Source organism: Candidatus Enterococcus moelleringii (assembly GCF_017377575.1).
Taxonomy (GTDB): domain Bacteria; phylum Bacillota; class Bacilli; order Lactobacillales; family Enterococcaceae; genus Enterococcus_A; species Enterococcus_A moelleringii.
This window is the reverse complement of record NZ_JAFREM010000059.1, coordinates 1-1,356: the sequence shown is the minus strand read 5'-3', so window position 1 is coordinate 1,356 and position 1,356 is coordinate 1. Positions and strand designations below refer to the sequence as shown.

The following is a 1,356-nucleotide window of genomic DNA, read 5'->3' as shown; positions in this document are numbered from 1 at the left end:
TAGATAGGGGTAGCATAGCAGACAGTGTTCAGGCTCTTTTGTTTACAAAAAATTGCCAGACTGTAACAAATTGTAACCTCCGTGCAACACGCCTGTTTGTTTTCTGACGTATAATGACCAAAGGGAAAATAGAAAGGTGGAAATGCAGTGAAGGGGAAGACATTTGGTATCTTCGCGACCGTATTATTAGGTGCAGGCATGCTTTCACCAATGTTCGCACAAGCGGAATCATTGGATAAGCTGGACGAAAAAGCCTCAACCATCGCACGCCAAAGTGACAAGATCAGTGCAGAACTACAATTGGCATTGAACGATGTCAACCAAACTTATCAAGAGGTAAACGGCATCCGCAACGAGATCGAAGCTAACCAAGCAACGATCGAAAAGACTAAGACCGAAATCGCGGAAACCGAAAAGAATATAGAAAAGCGCAAAGAAGTGATTGCTGAACGGATGAAGGAAGTACAGGTGAACAGCACTTCGGATCGTACCATCACCGCGTTGTTAGAAGCTGAGGACTTTACCGACTTGTTAAATCGCGCCTACGCGATGTCAGTCATCCAAAAAGCGGAGAAAGAAAAAGTTACTAGTTTAAATGAAGCAAAAGAAAAACTCGATGAGCTGAAGTCGACACAGGAAGCGATCCAAGAACAACTGGTAGCTAACGAAAAGAGCTTAAAAACCGAGTCTGCGCAATTAGATACTAAAATGGCGAACTTAAAAGCTGAGCTGGCTGATAAGAAAACCAGCCTAGAACAAATCAGCCAAGCCAAAGAAGTCGAAGAAGCACGAATTGCTGCTGAAAAGGCTCAAAAAGAAAAAGAAGCTAAAGAAGCAGCGGCTCAAAAAGCTGCCGAAGCTGAAGCCGCACAAAAAGCGCAAGCCGAGCAGCAAGCTCAGGCCGCGGCCGCACAAGCGCAACAAAGTGCAGCTGCATCAAGCGAAGCACCAATCCAAGAATCAACGCAGCAGCCAGCTGCACCAAGTCAGCCGGTACCTGAACCAGCACCGGCGCCAAGCACACCGACAACATCTGGCCGTACCATTCAGATGTCATCAACGGCTTATTCTTGTGCTGAGTCGGTAAATACCTATTACACAGCGCTAGGAATTGACTTGCGTCAAAACCCGCAGGTGGTAGCAGTCGATCCTTCTGTCGTTCCGTTAGGTTCAATGGTAGAAGTCTCCGGTTACGGAATCGCCATTGCTGGAGATACAGGCGGTGCGATTAAAGGGAATATCGTAGACGTACACTTCCCGACGGTAGAGCAATGTATCCAATGGGGACGCCGTTCCGTAACACTAACGATCATTAGTTAATCGAATAGCTGCAACGAAAGAGGCTGTGACATAAGT

General features: G+C 46.7%; 1 protein-coding gene. It reads left to right on the top strand.

Features of this window, described 5'->3' with window-relative positions; genetic code table 11:
* The first annotated feature begins 147 nt into the window (after window positions 1–147).
* Complete coding sequence (locus JZO70_RS22315; protein WP_207675894.1) at window positions 148–1,320, top strand: 3D domain-containing protein; 1,173 nt, start codon at window positions 148–150, stop codon at window positions 1,318–1,320.
* The last annotated feature ends 36 nt before the right edge of the window (window positions 1,321–1,356 follow it).